Origin of the sequence: Brumicola pallidula DSM 14239 = ACAM 615 (assembly GCF_000428905.1) — a bacterium.
Taxonomy (GTDB): domain Bacteria; phylum Pseudomonadota; class Gammaproteobacteria; order Enterobacterales; family Alteromonadaceae; genus Glaciecola; species Glaciecola pallidula.
Genome location: NZ_AUAV01000008.1, coordinates 209,315 through 230,038 on the forward strand (window position 1 = coordinate 209,315; position 20,724 = coordinate 230,038).

Consider the following 20,724-nt stretch of genomic DNA (forward strand, 5'->3'; position numbering starts at 1 on the left):
GGTATTCTGATGGGCCTTTTTTTTGTTCTTTTTGTTGCTCTTCTTGTCGTTCTTATCGTTGTTCTTATTTTTATGACAGCGCAAAAGCTTAAGCCAGCAACATAAAAGTGAGTTAGCTGCTATAGGGAAGGCTAAAGCCAGCAGAAAGGCCACCAGACGCGTGATTTGTGAATAGCATTTTACCGCCGTGGCTTTCGACAATGCGTTTGGTTATCGCGAGGCCGAGTCCTGATCCAACTGAACCGCGTGCTTTGTCGCCCTGTGCGAATGGCGCGAACAGCATGGGAATGTCAGATTCAGGAATGCCTTTGCCATAGTCACGTATATTGCAAATCAAGGATTTGGATTGATGATCAACTTTAGTGATAATACAAATGTTCTTGCTACCGTATCGAAAGGCGTTTTCAATCAAATTATCGAGCACGCGCTTTATGCCAATAACGCGTAATTTTGCATTTGGTAACTGTGTTATTTGTAGTTCAATATTATGTCCAGATTCTAGCAATCGACCTTCAATGAGTTCTTTTATGAGGCGGTTTAAGTCGACGTTTTCAGATGCTTCTTGTTGGTCTTGCCGCGCATAGTCAATAAATTGGTCGATAATCGCATTCATGTCTTCAATATCATGCTCAATACCGTCTTTCACCCAATCCTGATCGTCGGGCAACATTTCACTGGCCAACCGGATCCGAGTTAACGGCGTTCGTAAGTCGTGTGATATACCAGCTGTCATCAATACGCGATCGCTTTCTAGTTGATGAATGCCTTGTGACATCTTATTAAAGGCATTGCTTACTGCAACCATTTCACTACTACCTTCAAGCGGCAACGGGTCGGGGAACTGCCCTTTACCCACTTTACGTGCGGCTTTCTGCAGTGCTTGCAAGGGCCTATTTAATCGCCTTACGAATAACCAACCGCCAGCAACACTTAAAATACTGATAACAATGAGGTAGATGGTAAGTGGTGAAAAGTCGCTTTCTTCCAATCCTTGCATTGGAATTGAAATCCAAATATTGGGGTCTTGCGGTGGACGTATCCAAATTAAATAATTAACGCCACCGGTGGTTCTAACATCGGTTTCACCACCAAGACGCTGTGAAATTTCATCAGACATAAAGCTGTAATAAGTAGCGTCTCGCAATCCAGCATGCATAGCCGTTTCTGTTGTATGAAAGCGCGTGCCAGTGGTCTCCATAAATTCTTCATGCAGGGGATTATCTGGGGAATTGAGGCCCTGTAAAAATATCTGTTCAACTTGGGTGGCAACTAAGGCGTTTATTTGCTGGTAGCTGGGGCGAATAAAATAATTGATGACGGATATGTAGGTAACGATTTGGTTGATTAGCAATAAACCTGCAATCAACATAACTGTTTGCCCAAAGGTGCTCTTAGGAAGGAATCGCACGTGGATTAAACGTCTACTGCACCGTCGGGAACAAATACATAACCTAAGCCCCAGACTGTTTGTATGTAGCGTGGGTTAGTCGGGTCTTCTTCAAGCATTCTGCGCAGTCGAGATACTTGTACGTCGATGCTTCTTTCCAATGCGCTGTAATCTCTGCCGCGGGCTAAATTCATTAATTTGTCGCGTGAAAGTGGCTCGCGAGCATGTGTTACTAGCGATTTTAAAACGGCAAATTCACCACTTGTGAGTGTCAGCGGTTTACCATTATCTGACATTTCGCGGGTGGCTAAATTGAGTTTGTAACTACCAAAGCTAACGACTTGCTCGGACTGCGACGGTGCTCCGGGCGCTTCGGTCGTTTTACGCCGCAAAACCGCTTTTGCTCTGGCAAGCAACTCTCTGGGGTTAAACGGTTTTGGTAGATAGTCATCTGCGCCCATTTCAAGACCGATGATGCGATCTACTTCATCACCTTTTGCAGTTAGCATAATGATCGGGATTTGATTTTCTTGTTGACGTAAACGTCTGCAAATAGACAAACCGTCTTCATCCGGTAGCATTAGGTCTAGAACCATCAAATGGAAATTTTCGCGTTCTAACAATCTATCCATTTGTTCACTATTAGCAGCAGTGCGTACTTGGTAGCCTTGCTCAACTAGGTATCTCTCTAATAAAGAGCGTAAACGCATGTCATCATCAACAACTAAAATCTTCGAGGTTTCCTGACCCATGGCTATTACTCAACTCTTTATTTAATAACCCATACTATATGCCATCAATGACAAAGTCGAAAGAGGCGATAGGGTGATGATTGTTACAAATGATTTCAGATATCAATATATACCTGCTTGGTGCAAGCGAAATAATGCAACGACTGAATTTTAATCAAAAAAAACCGCCGATAAACGGCGGTACAACTAATCCACGCAATCAACGAATTAGCTGTTTTTCTTCACTACATCCACAAGATAGCATTTTGCTATTTTTATACAATACTTAATGCTAGAAAAAGCTCAAATTTTGCGCTAACTTATTGTCCGAATGAGGAATTTATTCATCACTCCAGACATTAGTCTATTTATTTTCTGCTAACCAATCCATCTGGTAACCAGCTCGGCGTTTTTGGTCGAGTAACTCTTCAATTAACGGTGTTAGAATTAACTCCATAGCTAAGCCCATCTTGCCACCAGGCACAACAATCGTATTGATGCGTGACATAAATGCACCGTCGATCATTTTGAGGAGATAAGGGTAGTCAACACTTTTCATTTCACGACGAAAACGTACGACCACAAAACTTTCATCTTGAGTCGGAATTTCGCGCGCACTAAATGGGTTCGACGTATCAACCGTAGGCACTCGCTGAAAGTTAACATGGGTACGCGAAAACTGCGGCGTAATGTAATGAAAGTAATCGTCCAGACTACGCACAATGCTACTCATGACGGCGTCGCGAGAATGCCCTCTGTCGGTGGTATCACGTACGATTTTTTGGATCCACTCTAAGTTTACGATAGGTACCATGCCGACTAATAAGTCGACGCGAGAGGCGACATCAACCTCGTCGGTCTTAACGCCACCGTGTAAGCCCTCATAGAATAATAAATCGGTATTTTCAGGCAAGTCTTGCCAAGGTGTAAAAGTGCCGGGCATTTGGTTGAACGGCACCGCTTCATCAAAGCTATGCAGATACTGCCTGTGCTGGCCTTTGCCCGTTTCGCCGTATTCTACAAACAACTTACTCAGTAATTCGAAATCGTTAGCGTGTGGGCCAAAATAGCTAATATGCCGACCTTGTTCCTGTGCCTTTCGGATCTCAACTTCCATTTCAGGACGCGTGAAACGATGAAAGCTATCGCCGCCAACAGAGGCTGAATTCACCTTCAGGTTTCGAAATATATGCCTTATAGCATTAGTCGTTGTGGTCGTGCCAGCACCGGATGAGCCGGTTATTGCAATAATAGGATGTTTTAATGACATAGGCTTCTAGGGTAATTGAATTACCCTAGTTATAAGCAACCCTGAACAGGAGTCAAGGTGTTTTTCAGTTCTCGTTGTTTTCACGCGCAATTGCACGGTACGCAATATCGGTTCTAAACATGACACCTTGCCAGTCGATTGCATCAACTAAGGCGTATGCATTTTGCTGAGCTTCGGTAACTGTTTTGCCCAAACCGGTTGCACATAAAACGCGACCGCCATTGGTCACAATTTTATCACCATCTATTTTGGTGCCTGCATGGAATACCTTACCTGGCAATGCTGCGGCGTCTTCTAAGCCATGTATCTCGTCATCTTTTGGATACGCACCGGGGTAGCCCGCTGCAGCAAGTACCACGCCAACCGCAGCGCGCTCATCAAAGTCAATTTGTGCTGTATCGAGTTGTTGCTTGCAAGCTAACATGCACAGTTGCACCAGGTCAGATTGCAGGCGCATCATAATCGGTTGCGTTTCAGGATCACCAAAACGGCAGTTGTATTCTATGACCTTTGGCGTGCCATTAGCATCAATCATCAATCCCGCATAGAGGAACCCAGAGTAAGGATTACCTTCGTCAGCCATGCCCGCAACAGTGGGTTCAATAATTTCTTGCATCACCCGGTCAAAAATTTCAGGCGTGACTACAGGCGCGGGTGAATAAGCGCCCATGCCGCCAGTGTTTGGCCCTTGGTCTTGATTGTAAGCACGTTTGTGATCTTGGCTAGTAGCAAAGGGCAGAATGTTTTTACCGTCTACCATCACAATGAAGCTGGCTTCTTCACCATCCAAAAACTCTTCAACAACAACACGACTCCCGGCGTCGCCAAACACGTTGCCAGCAAGCATGTCTTTAATCGCATCTTCTGCTTGAGACAACGTCATTGCCACAATAACGCCCTTTCCTGCAGCTAAGCCATCTGCCTTAATCACAATAGGCGCGCCTTTTTCTCGCACATAAGCAAGAGCAGGTTCTATTTCAGTAAAGTTAGCATAGTCGCTGGTTGGGATTTTATGCCGAGCTAAAAAGTCTTTTGTGAATGCTTTTGAGCCTTCTAGCTGAGCAGCTCCTTTTGTCGGGCCAAAAATAGCGAGGCCATGCGCTTGAAATAAATCAACAATACCAGCAACTAGCGGTGCTTCTGGGCCAACAATAGTAAGCCCTATTTTTTCAGACAAAGCAAAATCTAACAGTGCTTGGTTATCTTCAGCTGCTATCGCAATGTTAGTCAGTTTAGATTCAAGTGCTGTACCTGCATTGCCGGGGGCAACGAAAACGTCGGTGACCAACTTTGATTCCGCTACTTTAAACGCCAAAGCATGCTCTCTGCCACCACCACCAATAACCAATACTTTCATTTACTTTCTCAATTTACTGAATTTTGTTAACTTGGATTCGTTGGTTTTTTATAAAAATAAGAATAAAAACCAAACCAGTACTTCGAACGCTGCCGCACAATTCTCTTATGCGTATATTATCGCGACACTATATTATCGCGACATATATTAGTGCTTAAAGTGTCGCATACCTGTGAATACCATCGCGATACCGTGTTCATTGGCTGCTGCAATTACTTCATTGTCACGCATTGAACCGCCTGGTTGAATAACCGCTTTAATACCAGCCGCCGCCGCTGCGTCAATACCATCACGGAATGGGAAGAAGGCGTCTGAGGCCATTACGCAGCCATCAACTTGCAAACCTTCATCAGCCGCTTTAATACCTGCTACTTTTGCAGAATATACACGGCTCATTTGACCAGCTCCAACGCCAATAGTCATGCCGTCACGGCAATATACTATGGCGTTTGATTTTACGTATTTCGCGACTTTCCAAGAAAATAGTAAGTCGTCTAATTGCTTATCAGTCGGCTGCATTTCAGTGACTATGCTTAAGTCATCTTTTTCGACCATACCGAAATCTCTTTCTTGTACCAATAAGCCTCCGTTAACGCGCTTAAAATCATAACCTTCAGTTAATTGACCCTGCCATTCACCACACACAAGTAAGCGTATGTTCTGTTTTACCGATATTATTTTTTGCGCTTCAGCGCTTACGGCAGGGGCAACGATGACCTCAACAAACTGGCGGTCAATAATGGCTTGGGCTGTTTTAGCATCCAACTCACGGTTAAATGCGATAATGCCACCAAACGCTGAAGTAGGGTCTGTTTTATAAGCGTTGTCATATGCTGCATAAATATCCTCAGCAATTGACACACCACAGGGGTTGGCATGTTTAACGATAACGCAGGCTGGGTCTTCAAATTCTTTCACACATTCAAGTGCTGAATCGGTATCGGCAATATTGTTAAAGGATAATTCTTTACCCTGCAATTGCACTGCCGTGGCAACTGACGCCTCTTGTATTTCGTTCTCAACGTAAAAAGCAGCTTCTTGATGGCTATTTTCACCGTAACGCAAGTCTTGCTTTTTGGTCATTTGAATATTAAATGTGCGCGGAAATTCGCTATGATCATGCCCACAATCTTCCTCACATGATTGACTCACCTCTTCAATTTTAGCGCCGAAGTAGTTAGCAATCATGCCGTCATATTCAGCAGTATGTTCGAATGCTTTAATGGCTAAATCAAAACGCGTAGCGAAAGTAACGCTGCCGCGATTGTCATGCATTTCTTGCATCACTTTAGTGTAATCATTAACGTTCACCACGATCGTGACATCATTATGGTTTTTAGCTGCAGCACGCACCATAGTTGGGCCGCCAATATCTATATTTTCAACAGCGTCGGCCAGGCTACAATCTGGATTTGCCACAGTAGCAGCGAATGGATAAAGGTTCACAACCACTAAATCGATAGGCGTAATATTTTGTTCTTGCATTACACTTTGGTCAATATCGCGGCGACCTAAAATACCGCCATGAATTTTCGGATGTAATGTTTTGACGCGACCATCCATGATTTCTGCTTGCCCAGTGTGCTCAGAGACATCTTTGACATAGATCCCATTTTCTCTCAATAATTTGGCGGTGCCGCCAGTAGAAAGAAGCTCTACGCCTAGGTCAACTAAAGCCGAAGCGAAGTCGATGATACCGGTTTTGTCTGAAACGCTTAATAAGGCTCGTTGGATAGGTTTAGCTTTTTGCATTGTGTTCTCTACGGTTATTCGCTTTATGATAATAGCTTTAACGTTATTGATTCTAAAGTCAGCGTTTTACAACTAACAAATTGAGGGATTTAACGGTCTCTGGATGGGAGCAGATGATACTAAATTTTGCTGTTTTTAGCATCAAAAATATTGGTTGATGTTGCACAATACTATACCTTCTTTCGTAATCACCTTGTTATACTGTACTTAAAGTAATGCTAAATCTAATTTGGCCTTGCGTACTGATACATTTAACGATGCAGCCACGAATGACGAAGGATAATCGTATGAACATAAGAAAGTCAGTGTTAATTTCAATTGTAACACTTAACATCATTGGCATCAGTGGCTGCGCAAATATGAACCAAGCACAGTGCGAAACAGCTAACTGGCAAGCAATTGGCTATGAAGACGGTGCTGCTGGTGCTCGTGATTCGCAGTTCTCGCAACATCGTCAAGAATGTGCTAAATATGGTATCACTGCGAATATTGAGGATTATTTGCATGGTCACGACAAAGGGTCTAAAAAGTACTGCACTCAGACCAATGGTTTTTTCCTTGGAATGAAAGGGCAAAATTATAATCGAAATTGCCCCCAAGATTTAGCGCCTGTATTTTTAAGAGGCCTAACCGATGGCAAGCAAATTTATTCTGCGCAGCGCGTCATAGATTCAGCCGATGAAACTTTAGAGCGTCTTTATATAAGAATTGAAAATTTTGAAGAAGTGATATTAGATAAAAATAATTTGATGATAGCTGATGGTTTGGTGCGTGCCGAGAGACTTGAAATTAGGCAGCAAATAGACTCGTTGGAAATCTCTATGCTTGAGCTTATTGAGCTTATTCCCGAATATCAAGATGCGCATTCTCGTGCCATCCGCAACTACGAAAGTGTCAAGCAGTCGTTTGCTAATTATTTTTAACGCGCAAAGCTAATTGCAGGTGTCTAGAGTAACTTGTTAAGACAATAAAAAAGCTGATGTGGATTAATCCATATCAGCTTTAATTTTATTGACAAATGTAAAACTTGGGAGTGAGTTTTGGCAATGTAAGACAGCATCTAATAATGCCAAACAACAATCAAAGCTTTATTAATTCATGCCATACTGTTTTAATTTTTTTCGTAATGTACCACGATTGATCCCCATCAAGTTTGCTGCTCTTGTTTGGTTGCCACGGGTGTATGTCATTACTTCTTCCAACAACGGCGCTTCAATTTCAGCCAGAACTAAGTCATACAAGTTGTCGATATCTTGATTTTCTAGTTCTTTTAAATACTTATTAACCGCTTGCTTAACTGACGCTCTAAGAGGCTTTTGAGTTTGAGCTTGGGTTGGCGTAGTTACGGTTGTTGTAAATGGTGAAGTTAAGTTTTGATCGAACATAATACTTTTACTGCTCTTTATTAAGTAAAAACTATGCCGCAGGCGATACAGACAAATTGTCTAGCTCTGGCAGCGACGAAAAATAAGCAACTAATGCTTCAATTTGGCTTTCGCCCTCTTCGATAGCATTAAATGCGCGCCGAAAGGTTCTATCAGAATCATATTTATCGACATACCAACCAACATGTTTTCTAGCAATACGCACGCCCGTCGTGTCGCCATAAAATTGCTGAACATTTTGAATGTGCTGTGTAAGCACGTCTAATTTTTCAGCGATTGATGGTTCTAATAAATATTCTCCGGTACTCAAAAAATGACTAATTTGACGAAAAATCCAAGGGTTACCTTGTGCTCCTCTGCCAATCATTATTCCATCTGCCCCGGTGTATCTAAGAACTTCTTTCGCGTCATCTACGGACATTATATCTCCATTAGCGATGACTGGAATACTGATAGTCTCTTTAATCTTTCTGATCGTATCGTATTCCGCATTCCCTTTATACATACAGGCACGCGTTCTTCCATGTACTGCGAGTGATTGAATGCCATTTGCTTCAGCAATTTGAGCAATCTGAACACCATTCCTGTTATCAGTGTCCCACCCTGTACGGATCTTTAAAGTAACCGGAACTGCTACTGCGTCGACTACTGCTTTCACAATAGCCTCAACCAATTGGGGTTGTTGCAGCAAAGCAGAACCTGCAAACTTTTTATTCACTTTCTTAGCCGGGCAGCCCATATTGATATCGATGATTTGTGCACCATTATCGACATTAAACTGCGCTGCTTGCGCCATCAATGATGGCTCTGAACCAGCAATTTGGACCGAACGTACACCCGATTCACCTTGATGATTCATTCTTAGTTGCGATTTAGTTGTGTTCCACACTTTCGGATTACTCGATAGCATTTCAGATACAACCAAACCAGCGCCCATATTTTTACACAACTGCCTAAAAGGCCTATCTGTTACTCCAGCCATTGGAGCAAGTATCAAGTTGTTGTCTAAGATGTAAGGACCAATTTTCAATTAGAATTCCTATTTTCCTACGCATGCTAAATTAAAACGACTATCGTAGAATCACAAAATTGTAACTGGTCTACCTTGGGCTACAATGTGCGCATATTACTACTTTCTGTACAAAAAAAAAGCACAAAGTTTTTTTTAATAACCGAATAACATGCTTCAAAAAAAATATTTTGATTTATGTCAATTAGTTAAGTGTGAATTTTAAATTGATTTTTTTTCAAGGCATCCCTTTAATTACAAGTACTTAATAGATCAAAAAGTGGTTTTAAACGACCAGTTAAGACGTCTTTTGTGCACTGAGTCGAACCCATTCGCCCTGTATTTCGGTTGGTTGAAAAGTGAACTGATTTTCATAATGTGATTTTACGTCTTCGGCTTGCTCGATCAATATGCCAGACATAATAAGTTGCCCGTTTTTGGCACAATAATTTGATATTACAGCACTCAATTCTTTTAATGGAGCGGCCAAAATATTAGCCATCACTATATCTGCTTTCAATTCTGGCTGGTCGGCAGGCAAAAATACTGAAAGTCGACTCTCTACCTTGTTGCGAGAGGCGTTGTCCATGGTTGCCTGCAATGCTTGCGGGTCAATATCAATACCAATCACTTTTTCAGCATCCAGTTTAAGTGCTGCAATGGCTAAGATGCCTGAGCCGCAGCCAAAATCGACGACTGTTTTGTCTTTTACGTCTGCTTGGTCGAGCCATTGTAAGCATAGTGATGTGGTTGGGTGAGTGCCGGTTCCAAAGGCTAAACCGGGATCGAGTAATATATTAACGGCAGTTGAGTCCGGAGCATCTAACCAACTTGGACAGATCCATAAGCGTTTACCAAATTGCATGGGATGGAAATTTACCATCCACTCGCGCTCCCAATCTTTGTCCTCTAATTGGTCGACAACATACACAAAATCTTTGCCCAGCACTCTGGCTTTCTGCAAACGCTTAATCACTAAGCTCAGGTCGTCGCTGGCATTAAATAAACCAACTACTTGTGTGTCAGGCCATAGTAATACTTCGCCTGGTTTAGGTTCGTACATAGGAGTGTCTTTAGCATCAACAAAAGTGACAGCCTGTGCTTTGTTGGCCGTTAGCATATCGCCAACGGCTTCAGCATGTTCAGCTTTCACGTTTATTTTTAATTGTTGCCAAGCCATTTATTACCCTTAATTCATCATTCAAAAACGGTCGCTGTTGGTCTTTTTCTGCGAATTGTCGCATGTTAATTACCAACTGTTTTAGCGAGGGGGGGGAATATACATCAAATGGGCTGCGGGGTAATACTTCATTATGACTTTTTCTTTAAAAATAGTACGCTGATTGATTGAATCTTAGACTGTAACGGACTCAATGGCTACTATGCAATAGCCATTCGCTGCAAAAATCAGCAAGTAGGGAGAGCCCTAATACTTATTTATTTTTTTCCTTTTCTTCAATGGTTTGTATTTCGGTCCATATGGACTCTGATTCAGCAGTTAACATAGAATATGTTTTGATATCGCCTTTACGCTGAGCATGCATTGCTTGCTCAAGCTTCATGTCGTAAGCTTTGCGAAGCTTTTTTGTTGGACTAGATTTGAATAAACCGAACATAATTTTTCCTGAATTTTATAGTGTGTAAATATATACGTACAAGCTGTTTTTTGGTGCACTTCTTTTTAACTATTTAATAAAGTCTTCTATTTTTCGTTGTTGTTGGCTTTTTAATATTGCAACTCCGTTATTAGAAAATAGGCTTTCAACTAGACAGAGCTGTTTAAATTGCTGCTCAAACTCTTGACTTTCTTGCATGCACATAAAACGTTTTTTTAACGCTATCAAGGTCTCTGGTCTCGGGTATTCCTGATCTATCAAACGTTGCTGATCATGGGCATTCAGTTCATCTGTTAAAAATGCTAGGTTAAGTTTACTCAAATCTTTGAATCCTAGTTTACTGACTGCCTTTTTACAAAAAATAATCCATTCGTCCTGATAGCTTGCATTCAATCGTTCTGGAAAAAAAGGTAAGTCTTGAATGTCTTTCTGAAGGTTAACAATGTCATTAGGTTGATCGAGCAGGTAGCGATAAATAAAAAGACTTGAGAGGCTAAGATCAGCGTTTAGCGCATTGTAAAAACCTGAATTTCTAATATGAGATATTACAGACCTAAACGCATCAGATTTGTCATTCATCTTGCTACCTATTACCTAAAATTATTATCAGCTTTATACGCTTGCAAGGTTAAATTGATCATGGGCACTGTTGACTCACTTCTTGATGGTCAATTCATCATGGACGAAGAGGATCCCCTTCAGTATTCGTTTAATGCCTGCATAGTCGAACCTCATTATAAAACAACGCCCAATAGTCTTTCGATGAACTGGGCGTTTGATATTTTTACGCGGTTAATGCAGCGCGTCTTGCGTCAACAGTGCGTCCTTCGTCAACAGAGCGTCCTTCGTCAACAGAGCTTCTTTCGTCAACAGAGCTTAAAACAAACCCAACTTTTTTTCCAAGTAGTGGATGTTAGTGCCACCATTAGAGAAGTTTTCGTCGGCCATGATAAGCTGTTGCAGAGGCACATTAGTTTTTATACCCTCAACTACTAACTCTCGTAAGGCATGGCGCATTTTTGCTATAGCCTCGTCTCGAGTGTCACCGTAGGTGATCAGCTTACCTATCATTGAATCGTAATACGGAGGAACCGTGTAACCAGAATAAATATGAGACTCCCAACGAACGCCTAACCCACCTGGGGCGTGAAACATGGTTATTTTACCAGCACAAGGTATAAAAGTTTGTGGGTCTTCGGCATTAATTCTGCATTCAATAGCATGACCGCGAATTTGAATCTGCGACTGCTCAATTGATAATGGTTGCCCTGCCGCAATGCGCAGTTGTTCTTTGATTAAATCAACGCCAGTGATCATTTCTGATACTGGGTGCTCTACTTGAATACGTGTATTCATTTCAATGAAGTAAAATTCACCATTCTCATATAAAAACTCAAATGTCCCTGCGCCACGGTAGTTAATTTCGATACAAGCTCGACGGCAACGTTCTCCGATTTTTTCGCGCATTTGCTCAGAAATACCCGGTGCTGGGGCTTCCTCAACAACTTTTTGGTGACGTCGTTGCATTGAACAATCTCGTTCACCTAAATGAATTGCATTGCCTTGACCGTCCGCCAGCACTTGAATTTCAATGTGACGTGGATTTTCTAAGAATTTTTCCATATAAACGACGTCATTATTAAACGCAGCACCCGCTTCCGCCTTCGTCATGCTAATCGCTTCTTCTAGCTCAGCTTCACTGCGTACAACACGCATGCCACGACCGCCGCCACCGCCTGCGGCTTTAACAATCATTGGATAGCCAATGCGCTTGGCAATTGTTTTATTCTTTTCAATATCGTCACTTAATGGGCCATCTGAACCTGGTACGCAAGGCACGCCTGCTTTTCGCATGGTAGCGATAGCTGAGACTTTGTCGCCCATTAAGCTAATAGTTTCAGCTGTGGGACCAATAAAGACGAAACCGCTTTTTTCAACGGCTTCAGCAAACTCAGCGCTTTCAGCTAAGAATCCGTAACCAGGATGAATGGCAACTGAGTTTGTGACTTCTGCAGCAGCAATGAGTCGCGGTATATTTAGATAGCTCTCATTGGCTGCTGGCTTACCAATACAGATTGATTCGTCTGCTAGTAAAACATGTTTAAGATTTCGGTCAGCAGTTGAATGTACTGCCACAGTTTTTATGCCTAGTTCTTTGCATGCGCGTAATATCCGCAGTGCAATTTCACCTCTATTGGCTATGAGTACTTTATCAAGCATAGTTGTCGCCTTATTCGATAACGAACATAGGTTGATCAAACTCAACAGGTTCTTGGTTATCCACTAGGATTTCTTTGACCACACCTGCTTTATCAGATTCGATTTGGTTCATCATTTTCATCGCTTCGACAATACATAAAGTATCACCTACATTAACGCTTTGACCAATTTCTACGAAGGTTTTTGACTCGGGAGAAGACGAACGATAGAAAGTACCCACCATTGGAGATTTAACAATATGCCCCGTTTGCACTGGGGCTGGGACTTCGGCTGGTGCAGCGGCTGGCATCGCTGGAGGCGGCTGCATCATAGGTGCGTGCATCATTTGTGGTGCATATTGAACAGCCGCAGAAGAACCGCCGCGGTGAATACGTACCGATTCTTCACCTTCGGTAATTTCAAGTTCAGATATGCCTGATTCCTCGACAAGCTCGATAAGTTTTTTTATTTTTCTAATGTCCATACTCTGTCTCTTTTTTGTATTAATAGTTGTGTGACAAACCCGAAGTCAGTGTTAACTGGGCTAGTTTAATTTTTACTCTTATTCTGTAATGTTGTTATTAATGCATCTAAAGCAAAGCGATAGCCTTGTTCCCCTAAGCCGACTATCACGCCTTGTGCGATATCTGAAAAATAGGAATGATGACGAAAGCTTTCACGTTTATGCACATTGGAAAGGTGCACCTCAATGAATGGCAGATTGACTGCAAGTAGCGCATCTCTCAGCGCTACGCTGGTATGAGTGAACGCTGCAGGATTGATGATAATAGCGTCAATTGGCGCGTTCGATGCTGCACCCTCAATAAGGATAGATTGAATCCGATCAATAAGTTCGTGCTCTGCATTTGACTGAAAGTGAAAGAGCATCACATTTTGGCTATTAGCATAACCAGTAAGATCAGCCAAGATAACGTCTAGCGTCTTTGAACCATAAACTTCCGGTTCGCGTTTTCCTAAAAGATTAAGGTTAGGCCCATTTAAAACTAAAATATTCATTAAAATGCTTATATTTTCGTTGATTAAGTCGTTAAGTTGACCGTATTTTGACATTTTAGTTCCTGAGGTGCCAATAAGCGGTCGCTTTTTTTTAAAATCGTTCTTAAATTATCTGATATGTGAAATATACACAGATCGCTACAAAGATTCAGCAAATTACTGGTCTAATCAGCGAAGTTAAGGCGATGGGATCATACTAAACCACAGGGAAAATCCAATACCGGTACGTGACAAGTTAATGATGCACGCATTCGATACAAATCAGGAATGCAACAAGCCAGATGTCAGTCCTCAATATCGATCTTTAATATTCAGCATCGACGCACTGATGAATAAACTTATTCTCAACACTCAAAAGACACCTAAGCCTTTGCTAATTGAAAATAATGACTTTTTTAGCTTTCAATCAATTGGCGAAAGTGCGAGCATTTCGGCAAAATCTAATCGACGCATGAATATTGCGATTGTTGACGATGTCAAGTCTTCGGGGATCGCCATATCGGCATTGGTTTCTGAGTTTAATTTTAACGTTGAACATTTTCAAAATATAAAAGAGCTCAACAAACGGCTATTTAGTGTCGGCGTTGCTGGCTTGGCACAAAACGAAAGTTTACCTCATGCAGTTAATCAAGCTGACCAAACACTCTATGCGTCTAAAGAAGATGTCCGCAATAAGATAACCATCTTTGAAGAAACCAGAGAACAATAGAGACGTACTGAAATCATAAACATTTCGCTTTAATTCAGAGATTTTTCTACATGCTGTGCAAAAGGCTCCGCTTTCATAAAGCCCGTAACTCGCGCACGGGGTAATTCGTAACCATTTTTGTCGAAGAACAGTATGGTGGGTAATCCTGTAATATTAAATTGCTCTTGAAACTCGAGTCCTTGTGGTGTGTTGACGGTCAGATCAATCTGCATCCACACTGTATTCGACAGCGCCTTGATAACACCTGGATCGGGGAAGGTACGGGCCTCAAACTCTTTACACGCAACGCACCAGTCAGCATATAAATCGACCATCACTGATTTGCCGTCAGCGCTAGCTGCGGCGACTTTAACGTAGAGGTCTTCTAGGCTTTTAACAACCATGAATTCAGGATGACCTTTTTCGTTTAGCGCAGTAGCTGTGCTTTTTTCAAGCAGCGCTATGGGCGCACTTTCGTCTCGACCCGATACGATTAATGCATTAATTGCATCTCTTAATTGATCAGCTTCATCTCTTAATTCACTAATCGCATTTTGCGTGTTTTGTGCCTCTGATTTGGACGTTGGAAACGACAAACTATGCCAACCCAATTTCGCAGTGCTGCTGATACCAGCAACAATTGATAGAACCAATCCAACTATTATAAACAGTGTACGAAGGCCTTTTAAGAAGGTCGTTTTGGTATCTTGGTTAACTACAAACCAGTAACTAAATACGGCCAAACCGAGTGCTACCCAAAGTAACACTGTCCAATCTGCAATAATAAATCGTTCTACAAATAAAATGGCGACGCTGAGCATCATGAAACCAAAACTTGCTTTCACTACGTTCATCCATTGACCCGCTTTAGGTAATAACTTACCACCAGTCATACCAAATAAGATGAGTGGAATGCCCATACCGATACTCAATGCATACAGAGCGGTAAAGCCCAGTGTTAGGTCTCCACTTTGTGCAATGACTAGTAAAATTGCGGTTAGTGGCGCGGTGGTGCAAGGTGATGCAACTAAGCCCGAGATAACGCCCATAATAAAGACACCGGTTGGATTACCTGCTTTTTGGCTGTTACTTACGCCATTGAGCTTTTCTTGCCATTTGGATGGTAACTGAATCTCATAGCCGCCGAACATGGCAATAGCAAGCGCCACAAATAAAATAATAAAAGTGATTAAAATAACCGGGGACTGCAATGCTGCTTGAAATTGTACGCCAGCAGAAGCGACAACTAAACCTAATAAAGAGTAGGTTATTGCCATACCTTGAACGTAAACAAAAGAGAGAAAAAATGCTCTGGATGTGCTTAGTTTTTCCTTACCGGCACCTACAATAATGCTAGACAAGATGGGGTACATAGGGAATACACACGGAGTAAATGCGAGTCCTAAGCCAAGCAAAACGAATAAACTCAAGGTGATTAACAAGCTGTCGTTTGAGAGCAGACGATCAGCTAGTTGGAATTGTTCTGATTCTGGTGCTGGATCGCCTGCGTCAGAAGAGGCGAGTGAAGCCTCCCCTTCGGCGTCTAAATATATCACTTTGGTCGTCGGGGGATAACATAAGCCGGCCGTTGCGCAACCTTGAAATCGAAGTTTAACTATAGCGTCTTGCTGGGCAGAAATAATGTCATACTCAACCACCATATCTTCAAAAAAGACATCTGAAATACCAAAAAATTCGTCTTCAATTTGGGTGGCTTTTGGATAAGTTGGTTCGCTTAATTCTGCGTTTTTGACTACTGTTTTAAATTGTTTTTTGTAAAGGTAGTAGCCGTCTTCAATGTCCCAGTTAACGACGAGTTTTCCGTCTACTTGCTCAAATGCAAAACCAAATGCTTCTTCCACTTTTAAAAATGTAGGTTGATCGTCAAATAGACTTTGTAATGAATCTTTTTTATCAGACTTATTACTTTTGGTATCATCGGCAAATCGACTAGCTTGCCCTGCACTCGTAGCCGCTGCATTAACTGCTACTGCGTCGAGATAGATATCGTTTTGTTTTGGCGGGTAACATAGACCGGCTTCCGCACAACCTTGAAATCTTACCTTAATTACAGCATCTTGAGTTGCTCTAATAATGGGGTAAACAACCTTAATATCTCGTTTAAATACCTCAGATAATCCAAAATACTCATCTTCAATTTGTTCTGCTTTCGGATAAACAGGTTCGCCTAAAAGTGCGCCATCGGCTTCAATGCTAAATTGCTTCTTGTATAAATAATACCCTTGTGCAATGTCCCACTTTACAATTAATTCATTGCCGGATTGTTCAAAATCCATTTGAAAGGCTTGGTCTACTTTTAGAAAACTGGGTGTGTCTTGGAAAAGAGTTTGAGGTGACACATCGATCTGTGCTTGGCTAATTTGCGGATAGCCTATAAAAACCGCCATCATAACTAGCGTCCACGATCTTAGTGACATTCTGAATTGCTGAAAAAACTTCATAAAACGTTGTAACCTCTTATCCAATTGTATGCAGTATGTCTCTTTATAGTCATTGCATGCAACAAGACCTGCTGTAACCTTGTCTTCTTTCACATACGTTTGACTATTTTCGAATTATTTTGCAGGCCTAATTAATCTTATTCTGTATCTGATGAAGGCACCGAGCATCTATTTATATATTTCACCTAGCACTCTTATACGCAATTGGAGGTTAATTAGATGCGCAAATATACGGGCAAGGCCGTTACGCAAGCTACTCTTGAAATAATGTCGTCAGCCCTAATATAGATACCTTATACAAGGTTTATTAACAGAAACTTAAGATATCAGGAGACGGCATGTTTGGTCGCTTATTTATACTTTTTGCAATACTGCCTATTCTCGAAATCATGTTGTTGATCAACGTGAGCGACAATATCGGTGGCTGGAATACGTTTGCAATAGTACTTATTACTGCCTTTTTTGGTGCCTATTTTGTGCGCAGAGAAGGCGCCAACACCTTGCGTGATGTGCAACTAAAAATGGCACAAGGACAAATGCCAGGTAAAGAACTAAGCGAAGGCTTGTTATTACTGGTTGCCGGAGTGCTTTTGGTTACCCCTGGCTTTATTACGGATGTGCTTGGTTTACTCTTTACCATTCCATTCACCCGAACTCCGATTGCGGCTGCTTTAGTAAAATCTTTTTTGAAGTCGGGTAAAGTACAGGGAGGTTTTTCATTTAATCAGCAAGGTTTTAATGCTTCAGCGTCCTCAAAGTCCGATCGAAATGATCAACAGGGCAGTGTATTCGATGCTGAGTATGAGGACACGACTAATTCGGCAACAACAAGTACTGATGTGCCTTCCATTGATAAAAAAATTGATAAAAAAATTGATAGAAAAGACGATAGTAAATCCGACCCGTCTGCTTATAAAGCGTCATCTGATGTGCAAAGCAATAGCGATTTAGATGATAATAAAGAAAAAAATCGCCCAAATTGATATTATTTTATAAAAGCCCCTTGAGTTATGTGAGCGCAACCCCATTTTACACGCAATCCAAATTTTACTCGTAGTAAAACTACTACAAAATCGCGGCTGATTATTTTGTAACAATCAGTTGTTTTAACTTAAACCAATTATATTGGAATTTTCAGGAGATTTGAAAATGGCAATTCGTCCTTTACACGACCGCGTCATAATTAAACGCGAAGAGCAAGAAAGTAAATCAGCTGGTGGCATTGTATTAACAGGCTCTGCAGCTGAAAAATCCACTCGCGGTAAAGTCATCGCAGTGGGTAACGGTCGCGTTTTAGAAAACGGCGACGTTAAGGCTTTAGACGTAAAAGTAGGTGACATGGTCATCTTTAGTGACGGCTACGGTGTGAAAACTGAAAAATTAGACGGCGAAGAAGTGCTTATCCTTAGCGAAAACGACATCTTAGCGATTGTTGAATAACGACTCCGGTTTAATTATTAACGTTTAATTAGGACTTTTTGTTTTATGGGTCTTATTCCCACAAAAACGAAAAGTTGATAGCAATAAATTTAGAGGAAATTAATCATGGCAGCAAAAGAAGTACGTTTCGGTATTGATGCTCGTAATAAAATGTTAAATGGCGTAAACATTCTAGCAAACGCAGTTAAAGTAACGCTTGGTCCAAAAGGCCGTAACGTTATTTTAGAAAAGTCTTATGGTTCTCCAACTATCACTAAAGACGGCGTATCAGTTGCTAAAGAAATCGAATTAGAAGATAGATTCGAGAACATGGGCGCACAGATGGTCAAAGAAGTTGCGTCTAAAGCAAATGACGAAGCGGGCGATGGTACAACTACTGCGACTGTTTTAGCACAAGCTATCGTAGTTGAAGGTCTTAAGTCTGTTGCTGCTGGCATGAATCCAATGGATCTTAAGCGCGGTATCGACAAAGCGGTTATTGCTGCTGTAGAAGAACTAAAGAAACTTTCTACAGAATGTGCAGATACCAAAGCAATTGCACAAGTAGGCACTATTTCTGCTAATTCGGATGAAATTATTGGTCAGATCATTGCTGAAGCAATGGATAAAGTGGGCAAAGAAGGCGTCATTACCGTTGAAGAAGGCCAAGCACTTCACAACGAATTAGACGTTGTTGAAGGCATGCAGTTTGACCGCGGTTATCTTTCTCCCTATTTCATGAACAATCAAGAGAATGGTACTGTGGAGCTAGATGCACCGTACATTCTATTAGTAGATAAGAAAGTAACTAACATTCGTGAGTTGTTGCCAACGCTTGAAGCTGTAGCAAAGGCATCTAAGCCATTGTTACTTATTGCTGAAGACGTTGAAGGCGAGGCACTAGCCACGTTAGTTGTGAATAACATGCGCGGTATTGTTAAAATTGCGGCTGTTAAAGCACCTGGTTTTGGTGACCGTCGTAAAGCCATGTTACAAGATATCGCCACATTAACTGGCGGTACTGTGATTTCTGAAGAAATCGGTTTAGAACTTGAAAAAGTTCAGCTTGAAGATTTAGGCACTGCAAAACGTGTTGTCATCACAAAAGATAACACAACGATTATTCATGGTGCTGGCGAACTAGAAGCGATTAAAGGTCGTTGCAACCAAATTCGCGCACAAATTGAAGATTCATCTTCAGACTACGACAAAGAAAAACTACAAGAGCGTTTAGCTAAACTAGCTGGCGGTGTTGCAGTAATCAAAGTAGGTGCCGCAACTGAAGTTGAAATGAAAGAGAAGAAATCACGTGTTGAAGATGCACTTCATGCAACACGCGCAGCAGTTGAAGAAGGTGTTGTACCTGGTGGTGGTGTTGCCTTGGTTCGTGCCGCAGCGAAGTTAGCTGACTTAACTGGTGATAACGAAGACCAAACATTGGGTATTAAATTAGCACTACGCGCAATGGAATCTCCTCTACGTCAAATCGCTACTAACGCTGGTGCAGAAGCATCTGTAGTTATTAATGCAGTTAAAAAAGGCACAGGTAACTTCGGTTACAATGCTGCTAATGACACATACGGCGACATGCTAGAGATGGGTATTCTTGACCCAACTAAAGTAGCTCGCTCTGCATTACAATTTGCAGCGTCAATTGCTAGCTTAATGATCACAACTGAAGCAATGGTTGCTGAAGCTCCTAAAGAAGATAGCCCTGCAATGCCTGATATGGGCGGCATGGGTGGTATGGGCGGCATGATGTAGTTGCATTAGATTGCATTAGATTGCATTAGATTGCATTAGATTGCATTAGATTGCATTGTCGTGCATTGCATAAGATTGCAATGTAGCAGTATTAAAGCCCGCAGATTTTATAGTCTACGGGCTTTTTTATTTCAAAAGGAAAGCGCCATAAGGTATCGTAAATAGCCTATCGCCGAAAGAAAGAATCGATTCGCCATCATAAAATACGACACCTTTGATAAACTTATCACCGATTGAATCACGCAGTTTAATCAAACCTTTGAAGTCGTTCATTTGAATGCTTGCTGAAGCTTTAACCTCGATACCTGTGATGTAGTTTCCGTTTCGTAATATGAAGTCTACTTCTACTTTATCCTTATTTCTGAAATGATAAACGTCGAATGCCGAATCTTGCCAGCCTATATATTTCTGTAATTCCTGAAATATGTAAGTTTCTAAAAGTTGCCCTAACAGGTTTCGGTCAGTTTTTAAATCATCTGGTTTTATATTGAGTAAAGCACAAATTAGACGTGTGTCTGTAAGGTGCATTTTTGGTGTTTTGATAAGTCTGCTAAGTCGGTTGGTGTGCCAAGGCTGAATTTGTTCAACTAAAAATAGTTGTTTAAGTAATCCAATATATTCCTTAATAGTAGGGCGGCTAATATTAAATGGAGAAGTGAGGTCTGATA

At 41.5% G+C, this 20,724-nt stretch carries 19 protein-coding genes and 1 pseudogene; 5 read left to right on the plus strand and 15 right to left on the minus strand.

The window, feature by feature from the left end; all coding sequences use genetic code 11:
- Positions 1–112: 112 nt before the first annotated feature.
- The 5 genes from envZ to purH all read right to left on the minus strand — a co-directional run bounded on the left by envZ (position 113) and on the right by purH (position 6,497).
- On the minus strand, positions 113–1,408 hold the full coding sequence (gene envZ, locus G399_RS0102530) for a two-component system sensor histidine kinase EnvZ (RefSeq protein WP_081585729.1): 1,296 nt from the start codon (positions 1,406–1,408) through the stop codon (positions 113–115).
- 5 nt (positions 1,409–1,413) lie between these two features.
- Complete coding sequence (gene ompR, locus G399_RS0102535) at positions 1,414–2,139, minus strand: osmolarity response regulator transcription factor OmpR (RefSeq protein ID WP_006009368.1); 726 nt, start codon at positions 2,137–2,139, stop codon at positions 1,414–1,416.
- Between the two features lie 343 nt (positions 2,140–2,482).
- Complete coding sequence (locus tag G399_RS0102545) at positions 2,483–3,388, minus strand: phosphoribulokinase (protein ID WP_006009370.1); 906 nt, start codon at positions 3,386–3,388, stop codon at positions 2,483–2,485.
- A gap of 64 nt (positions 3,389–3,452) precedes the next feature.
- Positions 3,453–4,745 carry a phosphoribosylamine--glycine ligase gene (purD, locus tag G399_RS0102550; RefSeq protein ID WP_006009371.1) on the minus strand — a complete coding sequence of 431 codons (1,293 nt, stop codon included), beginning with the start codon at positions 4,743–4,745 and terminating at the stop codon, positions 3,453–3,455.
- 147 nt (positions 4,746–4,892) lie between these two features.
- Positions 4,893–6,497, minus strand: a complete 1,605-nt coding sequence (purH, locus tag G399_RS0102555; RefSeq protein ID WP_006009372.1) for a bifunctional phosphoribosylaminoimidazolecarboxamide formyltransferase/IMP cyclohydrolase — start codon at positions 6,495–6,497, stop codon at positions 4,893–4,895.
- 287 nt (positions 6,498–6,784) lie between these two features.
- Here purH and G399_RS0102560 point away from each other — a divergent pair, with 287 nt between their 5' ends.
- Positions 6,785–7,420, plus strand: a complete 636-nt coding sequence (locus tag G399_RS0102560; RefSeq protein WP_006009373.1) for a DUF2799 domain-containing protein — start codon at positions 6,785–6,787, stop codon at positions 7,418–7,420.
- Between the two features lie 168 nt (positions 7,421–7,588).
- On the opposite strand, the gene fis is transcribed toward G399_RS0102560, so the two are convergent.
- The 8 genes from fis to aroQ form a co-directional block, all read right to left on the minus strand.
- Positions 7,589–7,882 carry a DNA-binding transcriptional regulator Fis gene (fis, locus tag G399_RS0102565; protein ID WP_006009374.1) on the minus strand — a complete coding sequence of 98 codons (294 nt, stop codon included), beginning with the start codon at positions 7,880–7,882 and terminating at the stop codon, positions 7,589–7,591.
- A 31-nt stretch (positions 7,883–7,913) separates the two neighbouring features.
- Positions 7,914–8,912, minus strand: a complete 999-nt coding sequence (gene dusB, locus G399_RS0102570; protein WP_006009375.1) for a tRNA dihydrouridine synthase DusB — start codon at positions 8,910–8,912, stop codon at positions 7,914–7,916.
- 277 nt (positions 8,913–9,189) lie between these two features.
- A complete protein-coding gene (prmA, locus tag G399_RS0102575; RefSeq protein WP_006009376.1) occupies positions 9,190–10,071 on the minus strand; it encodes a 50S ribosomal protein L11 methyltransferase in 882 nt (293 codons plus the stop codon).
- Positions 10,072–10,324: 253 nt separating this feature from the next.
- Complete coding sequence (locus G399_RS0102580) at positions 10,325–10,507, minus strand: DUF6435 family protein (RefSeq protein ID WP_006009377.1); 183 nt, start codon at positions 10,505–10,507, stop codon at positions 10,325–10,327.
- Positions 10,508–10,576: 69 nt separating this feature from the next.
- Positions 10,577–11,086 carry a hypothetical protein gene (locus G399_RS0102585; protein ID WP_006009378.1) on the minus strand — a complete coding sequence of 170 codons (510 nt, stop codon included), beginning with the start codon at positions 11,084–11,086 and terminating at the stop codon, positions 10,577–10,579.
- Between the two features lie 297 nt (positions 11,087–11,383).
- On the minus strand, positions 11,384–12,727 hold the full coding sequence (accC, locus tag G399_RS0102590; RefSeq protein ID WP_006009379.1) for an acetyl-CoA carboxylase biotin carboxylase subunit: 1,344 nt from the start codon (positions 12,725–12,727) through the stop codon (positions 11,384–11,386).
- 10 nt (positions 12,728–12,737) lie between these two features.
- A complete protein-coding gene (accB, locus tag G399_RS0102595) occupies positions 12,738–13,190 on the minus strand; it encodes an acetyl-CoA carboxylase biotin carboxyl carrier protein (RefSeq protein WP_006009380.1) in 453 nt (150 codons plus the stop codon).
- 65 nt (positions 13,191–13,255) lie between these two features.
- Complete coding sequence (gene aroQ, locus G399_RS0102600; protein ID WP_026843388.1) at positions 13,256–13,723, minus strand: type II 3-dehydroquinate dehydratase; 468 nt, start codon at positions 13,721–13,723, stop codon at positions 13,256–13,258.
- 238 nt (positions 13,724–13,961) lie between these two features.
- On the opposite strand from aroQ, the gene G399_RS0102605 reads away from it, so the two are divergent.
- Positions 13,962–14,432, plus strand: coding sequence for a hypothetical protein (locus tag G399_RS0102605; protein WP_006009383.1), 471 nt, complete (start codon positions 13,962–13,964; stop codon positions 14,430–14,432).
- A gap of 29 nt (positions 14,433–14,461) precedes the next feature.
- Here G399_RS0102605 and dsbD read toward each other — a convergent pair whose 3' ends face one another.
- Positions 14,462–16,849: a protein-disulfide reductase DsbD gene (gene dsbD / locus G399_RS0102610; RefSeq protein WP_026843389.1), complete on the minus strand. Its 2,388-nt coding sequence runs from the start codon at positions 16,847–16,849 to the stop codon at positions 14,462–14,464.
- A gap of 362 nt (positions 16,850–17,211) precedes the next feature.
- Here dsbD and G399_RS0102615 point away from each other — a divergent pair, with 362 nt between their 5' ends.
- The 3 genes from G399_RS0102615 (at position 17,212) to groL (ending at position 20,056) form a co-directional block, all read left to right on the plus strand.
- Entirely contained in the window at positions 17,212–17,856 is a 645-nt protein-coding gene (locus G399_RS0102615) for an FxsA family protein (protein WP_006009386.1), read from the plus strand.
- A 166-nt stretch (positions 17,857–18,022) separates the two neighbouring features.
- Complete coding sequence (locus tag G399_RS0102620) at positions 18,023–18,313, plus strand: co-chaperone GroES (RefSeq protein WP_006009387.1); 291 nt, start codon at positions 18,023–18,025, stop codon at positions 18,311–18,313.
- A gap of 105 nt (positions 18,314–18,418) precedes the next feature.
- Entirely contained in the window at positions 18,419–20,056 is a 1,638-nt protein-coding gene (gene groL, locus G399_RS0102625) for a chaperonin GroEL (RefSeq protein ID WP_006009388.1), read from the plus strand.
- A 126-nt stretch (positions 20,057–20,182) separates the two neighbouring features.
- Here the strand turns inward: groL and G399_RS21160 are convergent.
- Positions 20,183–20,722: pseudogene (locus G399_RS21160) on the minus strand (ATP-binding protein); the annotation flags it as partial.
- Positions 20,723–20,724: the final 2 nt, after the last annotated feature.